The sequence below is a fragment of the Chitinophaga polysaccharea genome (assembly GCF_902150045.1).
GTDB classification, from domain to species: Bacteria; Bacteroidota; Bacteroidia; order Chitinophagales; family Chitinophagaceae; genus Chitinophaga; species Chitinophaga polysaccharea_A.
The window spans coordinates 144,873-160,951 of sequence record NZ_CABFVU010000003.1; the positions used below are offsets into that span (position 1 = coordinate 144,873).

9 protein-coding genes are annotated in these 16,079 nt (G+C 43.6%); 7 read left to right on the forward strand and 2 right to left on the reverse strand.

The window, feature by feature from the left end:
* Nucleotides 1-30: 30 nt before the first annotated feature.
* A complete protein-coding gene (locus FN124_RS20970; RefSeq protein WP_142686750.1) occupies nt 31-1,200 on the reverse strand; it encodes an acyltransferase family protein in 1,170 nt (389 codons plus the stop codon).
* Between the two features lie 392 nt (nt 1,201-1,592).
* Between FN124_RS20970 and FN124_RS20975 the strand changes: the two genes are divergently transcribed.
* The 3 genes from FN124_RS20975 to FN124_RS20985 all read left to right on the forward strand — a co-directional run bounded on the left by FN124_RS20975 (nt 1,593) and on the right by FN124_RS20985 (nt 9,985).
* The gene (locus FN124_RS20975) at nt 1,593-5,213 is read left to right on the forward strand and encodes an RHS repeat domain-containing protein (RefSeq protein WP_142686751.1); all 3,621 of its coding nucleotides are present in this window, start codon (nt 1,593-1,595) and stop codon (nt 5,211-5,213) included.
* Nucleotides 5,214-5,358: 145 nt separating this feature from the next.
* Nucleotides 5,359-9,699 (forward strand): DUF6443 domain-containing protein, encoded by a 4,341-nt coding sequence (locus FN124_RS20980; protein ID WP_142686752.1) that lies wholly within the window; start codon nt 5,359-5,361, stop codon nt 9,697-9,699.
* Between the two features lie 22 nt (nt 9,700-9,721).
* Nucleotides 9,722-9,985 (forward strand): hypothetical protein, encoded by a 264-nt coding sequence (locus tag FN124_RS20985; protein ID WP_142686753.1) that lies wholly within the window; start codon nt 9,722-9,724, stop codon nt 9,983-9,985.
* Between the two features lie 77 nt (nt 9,986-10,062).
* Here the strand turns inward: FN124_RS20985 and FN124_RS20990 are convergent, their stop codons facing one another.
* Nucleotides 10,063-10,401, reverse strand: a complete 339-nt coding sequence (locus tag FN124_RS20990; protein ID WP_142686754.1) for a helix-turn-helix domain-containing protein — start codon at nt 10,399-10,401, stop codon at nt 10,063-10,065.
* 143 nt (nt 10,402-10,544) lie between these two features.
* On the opposite strand from FN124_RS20990, the gene FN124_RS20995 reads away from it, so the two are divergent.
* The 4 genes from FN124_RS20995 to FN124_RS21010 all read left to right on the forward strand — a co-directional run bounded on the left by FN124_RS20995 (nt 10,545) and on the right by FN124_RS21010 (nt 15,316).
* Nucleotides 10,545-10,760 carry a SymE family type I addiction module toxin gene (locus FN124_RS20995; RefSeq protein WP_142686755.1) on the forward strand — a complete coding sequence of 72 codons (216 nt, stop codon included), beginning with the start codon at nt 10,545-10,547 and terminating at the stop codon, nt 10,758-10,760.
* Nucleotides 10,741-13,422 (forward strand): CHC2 zinc finger domain-containing protein, encoded by a 2,682-nt coding sequence (locus FN124_RS21000; protein ID WP_142686756.1) that lies wholly within the window; start codon nt 10,741-10,743, stop codon nt 13,420-13,422. Before FN124_RS20995 ends, FN124_RS21000 begins: the two co-directional genes overlap by 20 nt.
* Nucleotides 13,423-13,562: 140 nt before the next feature.
* Nucleotides 13,563-14,462: a tyrosine-type recombinase/integrase gene (locus tag FN124_RS21005; protein WP_142686757.1), complete on the forward strand. Its 900-nt coding sequence runs from the start codon at nt 13,563-13,565 to the stop codon at nt 14,460-14,462.
* Nucleotides 14,459-15,316: a tyrosine-type recombinase/integrase gene (locus FN124_RS21010; RefSeq protein ID WP_142686758.1), complete on the forward strand. Its 858-nt coding sequence runs from the start codon at nt 14,459-14,461 to the stop codon at nt 15,314-15,316. Before FN124_RS21005 ends, FN124_RS21010 begins: the two co-directional genes overlap by 4 nt.
* Nucleotides 15,317-16,079: the final 763 nt, after the last annotated feature.

Sequence of the window (16,079 nt, forward strand, 5' to 3'; positions counted from 1 at the left end):
CTTTCCTCTTTTTAACCAGGTGAAGTTAAGTTAAGCTGCTGAATCATTTGTGATCAGCATCATTTTTTTATGTGCGGTTTTTTTCCGTTGTTCCAGTACCCGCTGACGGAGCCTCAGGAAAGGCGCTTCCACCGCCTTATTCAGGATAAAAGCGCCCAGTCCGGCTACAAGCAGGCAGGCAATGAACATAGCCGTTCCTTTGGGGGCCAGTCCTGTTTTTGTCAGCAGGGGCTGTGCCAGGTGGATCACTCCTTTATGGGATAAATAGAGCGCAAAGGATAGCCTGGCAATCAGCGCGGTAACCCGGCTGTTGTACCGGTACAATAAGCAGGAAGGGCTTACCGCTGCCACCACCGCAAGTCCGTAGCCGGCCGCCACCAGGGGGTAGCCAAATACTGATGCGTAAAAGCTTTCCTGGTCCTCGCACAGGAACCAGGCGCCGGTTAGCACAGCCAGGGATAATAAAAGGATGGTATTCCCATGTTGGGTAACCCGGGTTTTTACCGCCGGTTTGAATGCAAACAGGGCAGCGATGGAAACGCCGGACAGCAGGCCATCCAGGCGGGTGTAAGTAGGGTAGTACATGTGCTTGTACCAGATGATGAAAAAATTATCTTCCCCCGCATGAGGAGCAATCAGGGCATACCAGCAATATAGCCTGATGCCGATGCCGAACACAAATAACGCTGCCAGCAGGATGCCTGCTTTTTTCCATACATTGAAGCGCAGCAATGCTGCCAGTACCAGGGGGAACAGCAGGTAAAAATGTTCTTCCACGCAAAGCGACCATACATGTGAAAAGGTGCCGAAACTTTTAATATCGAAGCCAAAATTCTGGGTAAAGGTGAGGAACTTCCAAAGTGGGGGCAGGGCTTCCCTTTCATGGAAGGAAGGGAAAAGAAAATAGATAGCAAGTACCACCAGGTAGGCAGGAATGATCCGGAACACGCGCTTGATAAAAAATTCCGGGAGGTAGATATTTTTCCCTGCTGCCATGTTTATGAAAAGCGGGTATGATATGAGGTATCCGCTTAAAACGAAGAACAGGTCTACGCCCGTCCACCCGAAACTGATCATATTATCCAGCCATTGCGGGTGCTGGAACATGCGGTAATGGTAGAACAACACCATCAATATTGCCAGCGACCTGAGATGATCCAACCCGTAGAGCTTTTTCACCGGGATACCTGTATTTGTCATAGAGAAATGCCTGTCTTTTTGAGAGTGGTAAGATAGTGTGTTGCGGGGGAATTGCAAAGAGGGAGGAAAGTGATGATATGTTCAGGGAAAGGATTAGTTGCGGTTTTGAGAAATAATGTTATATTTGCCCACGTTTAAAATTCCTTCTATTTTAAATAGAATATTGGAACTGAATTCCAGATAATTGTTTAAGACCTATGAGTAGATTTATTTTGTTGCCCATTTCTGATAAGGTTTCATTTTGTTATCCAGTTTTATTTGAGGTTGTTCAATAATGGACGTTACTCCAGAAGCATTTCCGTGAGGTGTTTTTAAGGGGTATAAGATAATGCTGCCTAACGCAGCACAGTCGATAAAACGGACTGTTTTTCTTATAAATTCATTGATAAAGGATGAAAAGGTTAATTTTATTTTGGTGTAAGAGTATTCTTCTTACCTGTTTTGTGTTGATGATTGTAAACATTGTTTGTTATTCACAGGAGCTGGAAATGCAGCAGGTAATCCCATCAACTTCTCCAACAGCATCTTCACTTGGTAAGTATATAGATTACCCGGTGTCTCTTAATAATGGATTGCCGGATATCACTATTCCATTGTACGAATTGCAGTCCTCTAGGTTAAGTGTACCCATTTCTTTAAGTTATCATGCCAGTGGGATCAGGGTAACCGATAGAACTACCACAATGGGATTGGGGTGGACGCTAAATGCTGGTGGGGCTATTATGCGTACGGTGCGCGGTTTGCCCGATAATTCCCGTTGGGGATTCTTAAACTGGATATTTCCGGAAGGAGGCAGCGCTCTTAATCGCTACTATAAAGAATATTGCATTGCCAATTATTTATATAATCATTATACGCCGGAACAACCGCGAGATGGGGAACCAGACATTTACTTCTACAATTTTATGAACAAGGGAGGAAAGTTTGTTTTTCGTAATAAGCTTTATCTTAAAGATGAGCCGGTGGCACTTACCATGCCATATGATCCAATAAAAATAAAATATAGGGAAGGAAATGCCAAACAGATTGCCCCTTTTTCTATTATTGACGAAAATGGAGTAACATATGAGTTTGGAAAAGACTACAGAGAGGCCGGCGGACAAATGTTATTTGCAACAGGCAATGCATTAGATTACTCCCAAAACGATGATGCACCAGCAAATGTAAAAACAGTTGTTAACGCATGGTATTTGACGAGTATTATTTCTGCTGATAAAACGGATACTATCTTTTTTAAGTATGCTTATAATCAGGGTGGTTATTCTTATAGCCAAACAAGTACATCAATGGTAATAGAGCGAGGTATTCTTAATTTCGGTCTTCCTGTTCCCCAGATGTCCAGGCATAGTAGCATGATAGGAGTGGGCACTGCAAGAATTACCGAGATTCAGAGTAAGACAGGTAAGCTGTTTTTCAATTATAGCGCAGTTGGTCAGCCTGTATTGCAAAGCATTGATGTGTATAATAACCAGGGTCAAAAAATCAGATCGTTCGGCCTTTTTACGTCCAATTTTGCCTCCACGATAGCTAATGCACCCAATCGACTGCGACTGGACAGCCTGACCGAAACGGGGTATAATGGAGGAATAACCGTAAACAAAGCACCCCATAAGTTTTTGTATAATACTAATGATGTTCCTCCATACAACACCAACTCCAGAGATTTATGGGGTTATTATAATGGCTTTTCGTTGTCTCTTGACAATGACCATTTGTTAATGGCAGATAATGTTTATGATGCATTAGAGCATGTTTTTAAAGCTAAGATTACACCTGAGAAAAGAGCTGGCAACCCAGATTTTATGAGTAAGGCAATGTTGCGAAGAATTGTGTATCCAACAGGTGGCTTTACTGATTTTAATTTTGAGCCTAATCAGACAAAAGCAATGGTGCCTGTATTGATCCCGGGGAGGGAGCTTTCTGCAGCATATGTTTCTACAATGAATATGGTTCCCAACAGCACTCAGGGTATCGATGTTACGTTTACTCCTTCTCCTAATGGAGGAGGTAAGGCACGACTTAATTTCTCAGGTTCTAAAACATGTACACCTGGCGTGGGCGGATGTTTCGCACAGCGCCCAAGGGTAGAATTAATTGATGTGACTACGGGACAGACGGTATTATATAACACGTTGTCGGGCCTTGAATCGGGGCAGCAAACATCAGAAAATTACAGTGCAATCATAGATGTTAATATTACACATACATACCGTCTGCGATTGGCTGACCCAGGTTCTATGACAAGCAGCAGTCAAACGCCTATGTATAGGATGAGTGCCACTTATTACGACTTTGAAGCAGATAGGTATGAGGATCAGCTGCAGACGGTATACACAGGCGGTCATAGGATTAAAAAGATTATTAATGATGATGGAACAGGCAATACTACTATAAAAGAATATGATTATACCAAGTCGTATTTTAACTCCAACGCCTTTAATGGTACATTGGATTTTGTATTGAAGAATACTACGCAACTCAAATTTATACACACTAAATCTGGCGATATGACAGCTACTTATTATTCAGAGTTTCCATCAGTCCCGATAGGTGGAGCAACAAATAGTGCGCTTTCATACGAGGAGGTAACTGAATCAATGAAAGATCCCTCGGGAAAGAAACTGGGAAAAACAGTATATACTTTTAATAAAGGAATAGATGAAATCCCTCCCAGGCTTCCTTATGTCCGGCAAGACAGGGAGTATGTGCGTAAGCAATTACTGGATACGAAAATTTACAGTGTCGATGCCAACGATAATTACACACTTGTAAAGGAGATACAGAATACATATAAGAATGAAAATGATGATGGTTTCGAGTCCTGGGGAAGAGACAGTGTCATGTTTTATGTAATAACAAGTGATTGTGATTATAAACGTTTTGTCGCAGGTGGAGGCGATCTTAGCTCCAGTGTATTTGGTACTCCAAAAAGTATGGGATGTCAGATATTCCAGAATAGCTTGGAGTATAGAGTAGATAGACTATATTATCATTGTCACAGATCGACGTTATTATCAACGAAGGAAATGAATTATGCACCAGGCAGCGTGGAACCACTTGTTACGGAGGTGAGTTATTCCTACGATAATCCTGCTCATTTATTACCTACAAAAATTACAAGCACCGGTAGCTCACTTGAAACTAAAGAGCAGTTTTTTAAGTACGTAGGAGATATGAAATATGAATCTTGCTTTCCTGGTTCTTGTCAGGCCAATTTAGATCAACAGCTTGCTCAATTATCGCAAACGAGGGAAACCTGTCAACAGAGAGCAATAGACGCTAATGATTTCGATGGATACGATCGGTGTCAGGTAGACTACGAAGCAGCTCTTAGCTTGAAAATAGCCGATTTTAATGCTTGTAATCTGGTTCAACAACAGGCTTATTTAAACTGCAGAAACAGTTTGCCTGAAAATGATAAAGCCCTTCTTACCATGCAGGAAATTAACCAGATTTCTCCGGTGGTAGAAGTTCAAAATAAACGGAGATCAAAGAACATAGAAAAGAAGATACTGTCTTATAAAGTCATCAATAGCTCCCAAGGTGTTGTTCGTCCTGCAGAGATATTCAGAGAGATAGGGGATAATCCTAGGGAAAGTTATGTAAAGTATAATCAGTATGATGCGGACGGCAATATTCAGGAACAATGTGAAACAGGCAATATAAATGAAGTTTACATATGGGGATATGATAACCGTTATCCTGTTGCTAAGATAATAGGGACTACTTTTAACACAGCGATGTCCTATCTTAATCCGGCTATTCTCAGAAAACCCAGTAGTGATCAACAACTCAGGGATGAATTGAATATACTTCGCAGTAAACTGCCGGCCGGTAGCACCATGGTCACAAGTTATACATATGCACCTATGATTGGTATTACAAGTGAAACAGATCCATCCGGCAAAACCATTTTTTATGAATACGATGGTTTGGGGCGACTTAAGCTGATAAAAGACCAGAATGGGAAGATATTGAAGCAGTTTGATTACAGGTACCAGCAAGCAAATTGATTTAATTGAAGATATATAAACTAGTTAAATGTTTTGTCAGTTAATCCGTATCGTAAATGTATGTTTGTGCGTTTTGCTGCTTTTAATTTCAGGAAGTACGTTGGCCCAGGTTCCAGGGGGAAGTACAAGGTCAACGGCTACGCCAGTGCAAGTTCCATCAGCCTATAACAATGTGCCAATAAATTATGTGCGTACCTGGGAACCTGCATTGCCAACTGCCGATACGGCTTATGTAGCCTCAGCCAACCGGACGGTAGCGGAAGTCAGGCAAACAACCGCTTATGTAGACGGCCTTGGCAGACCATTGCAAACAGTTGCCAAAGCGATGAGCTTTGGAGGTAATGATATCGTATCTCCTGTTGTATATGATCAGTTTGGACGGGAGCAAACTAAGTATCTTCCCTATGTTCCTCAAAACGTAAAAGATGGAAAGTTTAAAACTGACCCATTTAATGCGCAGAAAGCTTTTTACCAGAATACAACTCTCGCGCCCGGAGTAGCGGGGGAAAGCGTTTATTATTCGCGGACTGATTATGAAGCATCCCCATTGAACAGGGTGTTGAAAACTTATGCTCCTGGTAACAGCTGGGCAAAGAATGATCCTTCTACAGTAGAAAGGGGAGGGAATCACCCGGTAGAAAATAAATACCTTATAAATACCGTAGCAGATTCAGTGCGGATCTGGGAATTTACAGCCGGGGCTGTTATTCCCACCAGCGTGTCCGGACGCATATATGCTGCCGGTCAGCTGTTTAAAAATGTAACCGTCGATGAAGCCGCTAACCAGGTGGTGGAATATAAGGATAAGGAGGGCCGGGTGATATTGAAGAAAGTACAGTTAAGTTCAACCCCTGGCTCTGCGCACATGGGTTGGCTTTGTACCTATTACGTTTACGATGACCTGGGCAATTTGCGGTTTGTAATACCTCCAAAAGCAGTGGAAGCCATCATCAGTAACTGGACGATCAGTACTGCCGTCGCAGCGGAGCTCTGTTTTATTTACCGCTATGACGGTCGTAACCGCATGATCGTTAAAAAGGTGCCTGGTGCAGACTCCACAGAAATGGTATATGATGTACGTGACAGACTTGCTTTTTCACGTGATGGTAACTTGAAAGGCAAGAGCTGGCTCGTTACTTTTTATGATGCGCTGAACCGCCCCACCATGACCGCTCTGTACAATGTTGCCACAGACCGCGCTACCTTGCAGGCAACGATGAATACCGCAACCGGCAATACGCAAAGCCTATCTTATAATTTCCCGGGAACAGCGGACCTGGTATTGGCTAACCATAATGGAAGCGTTTCCTACCAGGCCACCAACAGCATTACACTTACAGATGGTTTCGACACCGGAGCCGGTACGGAAGTGACCCTTGAAATCAACGCCTCGGCTACTAATGGCAATGCGAATGTTGCCGTTACCAACCCTCTGCCGAATATCCCTATCAGCGCTTTAACACCGTTAACATACACCTTTTATGAAAATTATAGCTTTGCCGGTAAGCAAAACTATGTAAGCGCAGACGTCACCAAACCCCAGGCCGGTAGCAACTTAAATGCGGAAGCATTACCTGCTGCAGCCAGCACTATGATCAAGGGCCTGGTTACAGGTACTAAAGTGCGGGTACTGGGTACAGATCAGTGGCTTACTACCACCAATTACTACAATGATAAAGGACGATTGATCCAGGTATTGGCTGATAATCTTAGCGGAGGACAGGATGTAACTACCAGCCTGTACGATTTTAATGGGAAGCTGCTAAGCACTTATTTACGCCACCGGAACCAGCGTAGTGGCCGCATTCCTCAAACCGAGGTGCTAACGATGCTGGCATATGATGCCGGCGGTCGGTTGCTCAATATCAAGAAGCGGTTGAACAATGATGTGAACCTGGAAAGAACAATAGCTGTAAATGAATACGATGAACTGGGCCAGCTAAAGAAGAAACGTTTAGGCGTAACAGGTACCACGCAGCTGGAAACATTAAATTATGAATATAATATCCGTGGCTGGTTAAGGTCAATTAATAAGGATTTTATCCCAACAGCAGGAAGTACAGCAAACTGGTTTGGACAGGAGCTTAATTACGACTATGGATTTACTTCTGCTCAATTCAATGGTAATATATCCGGTACCAAATGGAAAGGCCGCAGTAATGGCATTGCACGTGCCTATGGATATAGTTATGATAAAGCCAGCCGCCTGACGGGAGCGCAGTTTGCCCAGCAGAACACAGGCGCCGCCAACTGGACAGATAACCTGGCTAATTTTTCCGTAAGCGGCTTATCATATGATGCCAATGGTAATATTTTGTCCATGAACCAGAAGGGATTGAACGGCCTAGTTGTACAAACCATTGATAGCTTAAAGTATGGTTATCTTACCAGTAGTAATAAACTGTCCTTCGTAACAGACAGGGCGAATAACACACAAAGCCAGCTGGGTGATTTTAAGGAGATCAACAACAATGAAACAGCAGATTATACGTACGATGTCAATGGTAACCTTATTAAGGATCTCAATAAAAATATAGCCGCAATCCGTTACAACTATCTCAATCTGCCGGATAGTATAGCCATTACCGGGAAAGGCGTTATTAAATATCTGTATGATGCTGCCGGTAGCAAGCTGAGAAAGATCGTTACAGATAATACGGTTAACCCGGCTAAAGTTACCACAACAGACTATCTCAATGGATTTGTTTACCAGAACGATACGCTGCAGTTCTTAGGCCATGAAGAAGGGCGTGTGCGAGCCGTTTTTCAACCGGGCCAGCCATTGGCGTTTAAATATGATTACTTTGTAAAGGATCACCTGGGCAACGTGCGGATGGTATTAACAGAACAGACAGACTTCTCTATGTACGCAGCCACGATGGAAACATCGGCTGCTGCAACAGAAACCGCTTTGTTCAGTAATATTGATGACTCCCGCGTCGCCAAACCAGCGGGCTATCCTGCTGATGAAAGTGTCGGCAGCAACGCTTCTGTTGCTAAATTAACCGCCGCCAATGGGGGAAAGAAAATAGGACCTTCCATTGTATTGCGGGTAATGGCAGGGGACACGATCCAGCTCAGCGCGAAAGCGTTTTATAAATCCGGTGGGCCCAAAGCCCAACAGCCCGTGGCTTCAACCGCCGAAAATATGCTGGCCGACCTGGTACAGGCTTTTAATAGAGGCAGCAGCCCTGATGGTACGCATGGAGTAGCCGGCAGTGATAATATGACACCTTTCAACAGCAATTTTTATAATAATGATTACCGGCGGTTGAAAGAAAGAGATGCAGATAAGCCCAATGCCGACAGACCCAAAGCATATCTTAATTTTGTTTTGTTTGATGATCAGTTTAAATTAGTGGATAAGAATAGCGGGGTAAAACAGGTAAAAGCCGAACCGGACCAGCTGCAGACGCTTAGCCAGGATAAGATGGTGATGGATAAATCTGGTTTCCTGTATGTGTATACCAGCAATGAAAGCCCACAGGACGTGTTCTTTGATAATGTAACGGTTGCTTTGGCATCCGGTCCTTTGCTGGAGGAAACACATTATTATCCGTTTGGGTTGACGATGGCGGGGATTAGTTCTAATGCGTTGAAGGGAGCGAACTATCCGGAGAACCGGAAGAAGTATAATGGGATAGAGTATACGAGTGAGCTGGATCTGGATATATATGATGCGCAGTTGAGGAATCTGGATCCACAAATTGGCAGGTGGAATCAGATCGATCCGAAGATAGAGAATATGGAGATGTGGAGTCCGTATGTATCGAACTATGATAATCCGATCAGGTATAATGACTTTTTAGGTGATGAGGGGGAAGACCCTAATAAGAAGGGTTTTTTTAGAAGCATTGTTACTGGGTTTACTAGCTATTTTAAGGGTATAGGTAATGCTGTTGCTAATCCAGTTCAGACACTTAAAGCAATGGCCTCTCCTCAAAACCTGTTGAAAAGTTCGCTTAATGGGGCGACTTTGGGATTGTCGGGAACAATTAGCAGTACAGCTGATAATACTCGTGTGGTGATGAATGAGGGATCTTCAGGATTAGGTAAAGTTATTGGGAAAACTTTAGCGGAAGGCACTGTTGTAGCTGCAACTGAGGGGCTAGCGAAAGTCGTTGGAGTAATTAAAGATGTGGCTAAGTATGGGAATTTGGGAGATCTTACTATTAAAGAAGCCAAACAAATACAGACTGTAGTTAATGATGCAGGAAGACCTTTGGAAGTAGGGGGATCTGCTGCTGAGGGGACAAGGCGTGGTGTTGGTTCAGATTTGCCAATAGGGAAAGGTCCAGGTACAAAGAGTGATATTGATTATATCGCACCACCATCTGCAATGCCATATTTTCAAGATGTCAAGAACGCTTTGCCAGGCTTGGATCCCAAATCAGGCATTATTCCCGGACTTGGTAATCCTTTTATTGGACCTCTTATAAGGTTTGAACCCGGAGCCAGACCTGTGACTATTCCGAGACAAAATTAATGGTTAGTATAATACGATGTATATGAAACGATATTGGTTTGAGTTTGATTTTTCTAATTATGAGAATCCTCCATATGGTTTAATAATAGGATGTGGGGTTACAGGTTATGAGTATAATGATGTAATACAACTCTTAAAAGACAAGGTTTTTTATGGTAGAGACTTACCAGTAATAAAGGAGGTTATAGAAAATGTAGATATACAAAAATTGGATAGGAATCATGTTATACCTAATATGGATCCACCTATTAATAGAGGAATATGGTTCCCTTTAGGATATAGCTGAACAAAATAAATATTTATTTTAAGGTTCGTTTTAAGAATCATTCATAAAAAGATTGCAGGCGTTGTCTGCAATCTTTTTTATGAGTTAAAGGCTTTTTTAGCCTTGGTATTTTGAATAATATTATCAATAAGGAAATATACCTTTTCTTTGGTATCCTCGTCGAGCTTCTCAATGTCCTGGATACGTTGCAGCGTTTTTTTATCAAAATGAGCGTTAATCCCTTCACCCACCAGGTAATCCAGTGATACGCCCAGTGCATCGGCGATCCGTTTTGCAAAATCAATAGATGGCATAGCATCGCCGCGCTCATACTTGCCTATAATCTCTCTGGATACATTGCTCTCAACAGCCAGGTCTGTTTGTGACCAGCCTTTTTGCTTGCGCAGTTCAGTTATGATCTTGGATATTTTGTTCATAATAGTACCGTAAATGCAGTAAAAGACAGCATTTAGGCAAAAATACGGTATTACTATACACAAAAAAACACGATAATACTTTGTTGTAATTGTATAATCATATACATTTGTGTACAATAGTACCAGATAAAATATTTTTCCACATGGCAAAGCATACCAGACTTGTAAAACTGCACGGTAAGTATCAGGAGTTAAAAGACTGCTGTAATCCTAATGGGCGCTATGTTGCCTGGCTTAACATCAGTGGTCTATGGTTAGAGAAGGCAGTTTTTAATGTGGGAGACCAAGTAGAGATCACCGTTGGAGACGAAACGTTGACGATAAAAAGAAAGCCTGGTCATGGAGATAAAGGACATTAAGCAGCAGTTATCTATCGGCGAAGTGATTAGCCATTATGGTTTACAGTCTGATAAACATCACCGGGTCTTGTGTCCGTTCCATCCTGATAAAACTCCTTCTTTACAGCTTTACCCTAAAACGGACACCTATCATTGCTTTAGTAGTAACTGTAATGCTGGTACCGGTGATGTGATAAAGTTTATACAGTTGATAGAAAAGTGTAGCACACATGAAGCTATTATGAAAGCGAAATCATTATTGGGCGCAGGTAATGTCATGTCTCAAAAGCAAGTGTCTGAAACCCTGCCACCACTAAGTAATGAAGCGGATATGCTGGAACGGGAAGCATTAATGACAAAGCTGTTCAGCTACTTTAAAAAAGCATTACCTGCCAGTAAAAAAGCCACCGGATACCTGCAAGGTCGTTGTATAAACTATCAGCAGAATGATATTGGTTATAACAGTGGCGGCTTGCATATTGAAAGCAAAAACCATCACCTGGTTAGCAGCATGGTAAAGTATGGGTTGCTGAAAGATAAGGTGGTACATGGTTACAGCGTATGGGCAAAAGAATGTGTGATCTTCCCTTTACGTAGTTATGAAAATAAGATAGTATCCCTATACGGTCGTAGTATCAGTAATAATGAAGATCAGCGGCATTTTTATTTAACTGGTAGAACCGGTCTTTATCCCTGTTACCCAACACTTGCTGCCACAAGGTTGATACTTACAGAAAGTGTGATCGATGCTGCCAGCCTGTTACAGCAACCAGAGATCAGCACGCAGTATAAGATATTAGCCTTGTATGGCACTAATGGCCTTACAACGGAACATCAACAGGCAATCATTGCCAGCACCGGGTTACAGGAAATTATTTTTATGCTGGATGGCGATGATGCAGGGAAAGCAGCTACTATAAAGCATAGTAACACGCTGTTGCAGTTGCTTCCCCATGTAAAGATCACTACGGTAAACCTTCCGGATGGTGAGGATATAAACAGCGTGTTACAGTCGCATGATGACAGCCGTGTCCTGGTAGAGCTGATCGAGGGTAGGCAGCCCGTGTCTTTTTATGTGGTGCCTGAAAATGTACCTGCTGAAACCTTTACCCCGCCCGCATTACCTGCGAGTGATACCAGGCTAAATACAGCAAACCCGGAGTTGTTAATTTATGATGGTGGTGTATTGCTTATTACTGTTTTAGGTGGTATTAAAGTAACTGGTTTAGATCGGCTGCGGGTAACGCTGAAAATAGAGCATAAGCAAAAACAGTTATTACCGCTGCGCCATAATCTGGACTTGTATAACCATAGCCATACACAAGGGTTAATCAGCCAGGTATCGGCGTCGTATGACATGAGCCAGCAGGTAGTTACCGCCGTTATTGCGCAGCTTACAAACGCACTGGAAGGTTACCGGGTACAACGTATGGAAAGTATGCAACTTAAGCCAGCAGCTAAACCGGAGTTATCACCAGCACAACGGGAAGCAGCTATTAACTATCTGAAAGCGCCTGATCTTTTAAAACGTACCGGTGAAGATATAGGCAGGTCGGGCCTTATAGGGGAAGAGGTCAACCGGATGATTGCTTACCTGGTGTACAGTAGCCGTAAACAACATACCCCGTTGCATATTATGTTTTTAGGCAGTAGTGGCAGCGGTAAAACCTATCTGCAGGAAAGAGTATCAGACCTGATCCCTGCAGGGGATAAAATAGAGATTACACAAATCACGGAGAATGCGTTTTATTACTTTAAGCAGGACGAGTTAAAGCATAAGCTGCTACTGATCGAGGATCTGGACGGTGCGGAAACTTCCCTGTATCCCTTGCGGGAACTGCAAAGTAAAAAGCGTATCACTAAAACGGTTACACTAAAAGATAATAAAGGCAACCTGAAAACGGTTACTGTCACAGTAGAAGGTCCGGTAAGTGTGAGTGGTTGTACTACCCGGGAAAAGCTATACGAAGATAATGCAAACCGTTGTCTGTTGTTGTATGTGGATGCCAGCAAAGAACAGGACCGGCGTATTATGGAATATCAGGCCCGCCTTAGCGCAGGAGCAGTTAATTATAGCCAGGAACAAGCTATTAAACATCTTTTTAGGAATGTGCAGCAGGTACTGCAACCGGTGGGGGTAGTGAATCCTTATGCAGGCTGCATCCAGCTACCGGAACAGATTTTTAAGCCTCGCAGAACCATGACGCTGTTATTATCGTTTATAGAAACGATCACTTTTTATCATCAGTACCAGCGGGAGGTAAAGCGGGATACTAACGGGCAGCCCTATATTGAAACTACGCCGGATGATATTGCAGCCGCGTTCGAGCTGTTAAAGGAGGTGATGTTTAGTAAAGGTGATGAACTGGCAAAAGCAACAAGAATCTTTTTAGAGCAGTTAAAAGATTACCTGCATAATAATGGGGAGGATAGTTTTACTCCCCAGCAAGTAAGAAAGCAGTTCCGGTTACAACCCCGTACAGTACAGCGTTACATCAGAGAGTTGCACCAATATGGTTATATCCGTCAGGTAAGCGGTTATAAGCACCGTCAGGGTTTTGAATATGTTATCTTAGATGGCAATGAATATAAAGAGCTTACCAGCCTGATAGATGCGCAAGTACAGTCCATACTTACTATGTTGAAATCTACTACGCCTACTACGACAGTACTGCGACAGTGAGTTACTGTCGCAGTAAGAGGTGCCACAGGTAAGGTTTTAGGCTACTGCGACAACTGCGACAGTGAAAAAGACTATAGTAGTAAAATTTACCTTCTCTTTTACCCCGTTAGCCCCTCCCTTATTACTAAAATTTATTGTTTATGGAAACAGTGTACGTACTGCACAGTAGTGAGCATGTATTACTATGTGCAGGCTTTAAGCAGTGGTTGCAAACACTAAGCTATGCGGAATGTAGCGTATATAACCTGCCTCGTCATGTGGGTGAGTTCCTGCATTATCAGGAGCAGGGCGGTAAAATGGGGCTGCATCAGCTAATGGCAGCCGATGCCACCAGCTATGTAGATCATCTGAAAATACAAACCGGTATCCGTACCGGTCGCGGGTATAGTGCAGGGCATATTAATAAGTATGTACAGGCATTACAGCTCTTTAGCCGCTACCTGCGTGAAACTGGAAAAAGCGGTATAGGCTTTAATCTGGAATGGTTGGAAGATAGCAGGAATAAACCTGTCTGGCTAACGGTGCAGGAAATCGGGCAGCTATACGAAGCTACGGACGATAGTGTGTTGGGTCTGCGTGACCAGGCTATGCTGGCAGTGTTCTATGGTTGTGGCCTGCGGCTTAATGAGGGTGCCAGTCTTGAAGTAGGTGATATTATTACAGATCGCAGATTATTATATGTGCGTAAGGGCAAGGGTTACAAGGAAAGGTATGTACCTATAGCTGGTGGCAGTTATGGGCAGTTGCGATTATATATAGATCATGCCCGGCTCCAATTACTGCAAACTTCTTCACCAATGCTGTTTATAGGCGCAAATAAGGGCAAAGGGCTCACTAAGCAGAGTTTATATATACGAATCAAACTACTGGCTAAAAAGGCAGGATTAATAAAGAATATCGGCACACATACGTTGCGGCACAGTATTGCTACGCACTTGCTGGTATCAGGTATGGGCCTTGAACAGATCCAGGAGTTTTTAGGCCATGAAGTATTGGATAGTACGCAGCTTTATACTCACCTTATAAATGACACGATATGACGTTCACTGATTATTTAAAACAGAAGCAGCATAGCGGCAGTACTATCAGCACTTACAGCAAGTACCTGGATTACTTTACATCGTGGTTGCATCAGGAACAGTTATCCGCCGATGTTATCTCTTATACGGAGTTACTGGATTTTATCCGGTGGCTGCAATCTATGAATAAAAGTAAAGCCCTGATTAACGCTATACTATGCCCTGTACGGCATTACTTTAATTACCTGGTGTCTGCTGGAAAGCGGGCAGATAACCCCGCTACGGGCTTGTTTATGAAAGGCATCATCCGGCGATTACCTAATAATCTGTTAAGTCAGGATGAAATGATCCATCTGTATGAATGTTATAATCTGCAATTACTGGTAGATGCCTCAAAGAAAATTATGTTAGGTCTGTTTATCCATCAGGGTGTAACGGTGGAGGAACTGAAACGGTTATATGTAACGGATATTTACTTAAAGGAAGGGAGGGTTTTTATTAGTGGCAGCAGTCATAGTAATGAAAGGTGGCTCAGGCTGGAAGCTATGCAGGTGCTGGAACTGCAAGCCTATATAAAAGCCAATAAGTTCAAAGAAGGGCCATTGCTACAGGAAAATAAGAAACGCAAGGCCAGTGATAATAATATCGTAAATCAGGTGGGCGGTATGATGCGGCAGTTACGGCAGTTGAATACTAAAATAATCGATGCAAAGCAGATCAGGAGTAGTGTAATAACAAACTGGTTAAAACAATACAACCTGCGGCAGGTGCAGTATATGGCAGGTCACCGGTATGTGAGCAGTACGCAGCGTTATAAACTCAGTAGCATGGATGATCTTCAAAATGCCCTGCAGCAGTACCATCCATTAAAATAGTGCAGATCCACTCTGAAATAATATAACCCTGCCCGTTAGTGTAAAGCCTTTATGCCAGAAGGAAAAGCGGTCTCACTGCGGGCTTGGTCGGCAAAAAGGCGCGCCAGTCCTACGCCCAGCCCTTCCGCTGCGCTTCAGGGGCTGCGCTGCGGCCTGTCACGCTTTTTGCGCTCCCTCGCCCTTCGTTCGTCCAGCTCCCGGTCTGGCTAAGGGCTGTTTTTAATCATGGTTGCCTTAATGCCCGCCATCCCTTCGCTGTCCATTTTTGTCCGCCCCCCGCTCTCCCCCCTGGCCTTCCATTTTTGATTTTGCCGTCCGCTGGCGCTCCCGGCGAGATAAAGGACGAAGGCGCGGCCTGCTGCGGCTCGCCCTCGCTGGGCCCTTCCGCTGCGCTCCAGGGCCTGCGCTCTGGCTGCCGCCGCAGCGGCCAGGGGGGAATGGCGGTGTGGGGCGGAAGACGTTTTGTTGGGGCGACAGAATATAGCCATCAGCGTTATACCGCTGGCCCGGCGACGGAAGAATAAGCTGCGCGAACACCAGCGGCAGTACCTTGATCAGCGTTAGTGCTATCGCGCTTCCGTCCGGGACAGATGATGTGGGGGACGGCAGAATATAGGCTGATCGATAAATCTATAGTCAACATGAGAATACAAAATCAGCAGCAGTAACACATCATCTATCCCCGGACGGTGATCGCGTTTTATGACCGATCAGATTTTTTTCTTTCATATGAAAAAATAAAATCCGTTATTTTTAGTGGTAG

Excerpts from the sequence above, each read along its gene's own strand:
- FN124_RS20975 (WP_142686751.1), top strand. The coding sequence starts at position 1,593 with ATGAAAAGGTTAATTTTATTTTGGTGTAAGAGTATTCTTCTTACCTGT.
- FN124_RS21000 (WP_142686756.1), top strand. The coding sequence starts at position 10,741 with ATGGAGATAAAGGACATTAAGCAGCAGTTATCTATCGGCGAAGTGATT.
- FN124_RS20970 (WP_142686750.1), bottom strand. The coding sequence starts at position 1,200 with ATGACAAATACAGGTATCCCGGTGAAAAAGCTCTACGGGTTGGATCAT.
- FN124_RS20990 (WP_142686754.1), bottom strand. The coding sequence starts at position 10,401 with ATGAACAAAATATCCAAGATCATAACTGAACTGCGCAAGCAAAAAGGC.
- FN124_RS20995 (WP_142686755.1), top strand. The coding sequence starts at position 10,545 with ATGGCAAAGCATACCAGACTTGTAAAACTGCACGGTAAGTATCAGGAG.
- FN124_RS21005 (WP_142686757.1), top strand. The coding sequence starts at position 13,563 with ATGGAAACAGTGTACGTACTGCACAGTAGTGAGCATGTATTACTATGT.
- FN124_RS20985 (WP_142686753.1), top strand. The coding sequence starts at position 9,722 with ATGAAACGATATTGGTTTGAGTTTGATTTTTCTAATTATGAGAATCCT.
- FN124_RS21010 (WP_142686758.1), top strand. The coding sequence starts at position 14,459 with ATGACGTTCACTGATTATTTAAAACAGAAGCAGCATAGCGGCAGTACT.